Origin of the sequence: Hydrogenibacillus schlegelii (genome assembly GCF_001653195.1) — a bacterium.
In the GTDB taxonomy this organism is placed as follows: domain Bacteria; phylum Bacillota; class Bacilli; order Thermicanales; family DSM-22653; genus Hydrogenibacillus; species Hydrogenibacillus schlegelii.
In genome coordinates, this window is sequence record NZ_JXBB01000057.1 from 1 (window position 1) to 715 (window position 715).

At 51.7% G+C, this 715-nt stretch carries 1 protein-coding gene; it reads right to left on the bottom strand.

The window, feature by feature from the left end:
• The coding region (locus SA87_RS10890; RefSeq protein ID WP_211264228.1) for a hypothetical protein at nucleotides 1-657 on the bottom strand (657 nt) is incomplete at its 3' end.
• Nucleotides 658-715: the final 58 nt, after the last annotated feature.

A 715-nucleotide genomic window follows, 5' to 3' on the forward strand; every position in this document is an offset into this window, starting at 1 on the left:
GATCCCGTTGGACAGGGTTAGTTTCGAATCAACCCCGAAGTCTATCCCCACTTCTCCACCAATCGATTTGCGATGGGAATTCTCTTTGGAAAGGTAACAGGTCACGTGAAGGTAGTACCCGCTGGGTCTCCCCACCAAAACGGCGTTTGCTATCTCCGCATCGGGAGGGATCTGATGAAGCCCCAGGACGCGGAAGCTCCCCAGTTTCTGTATTCTTACCCTATTTCGGGCAAAGTCCAGGCTGTAGGTTACGCCGTACTGCTTTAAGGGTACGGAGTTCACAAACTTCTTGGGTTTGAGGCGCCCCACTTTGTGGCCGTTCTGTTTGAGCTTCGAAAGCGCCCGGAGGTTATCTTTCAGCCTGTCGGCTATTTCCTGCTTAATCTGGGAGCCGAGAACGACAAGTTCCCTCTCTTCGAAAACGTCCCCGACCTTCACCTCCACCGTCCCCACTTTGTTGGCCGGGAGGTTAAGTCTGTCCAAATCCGAGACTAACCCGTTGTAGAACCACTTGGCCTCCAAAAAAGCCCTTCTAAGATTTTCCGCCTTCTTTCTGGATAGATTTTGGAGTTTGAGCTGAAAGACGACGGGTCTTTGGGTTTTCCTGCGCTCCTTTGTCTCCTGAAGGGCGTTTTTGATCCGCTCGGCTTTGCTCACGGCTTACTTTCCTTTCTGGTCTTCGATGTACTTCCGAATGGTCTCCTCCGATATGTGT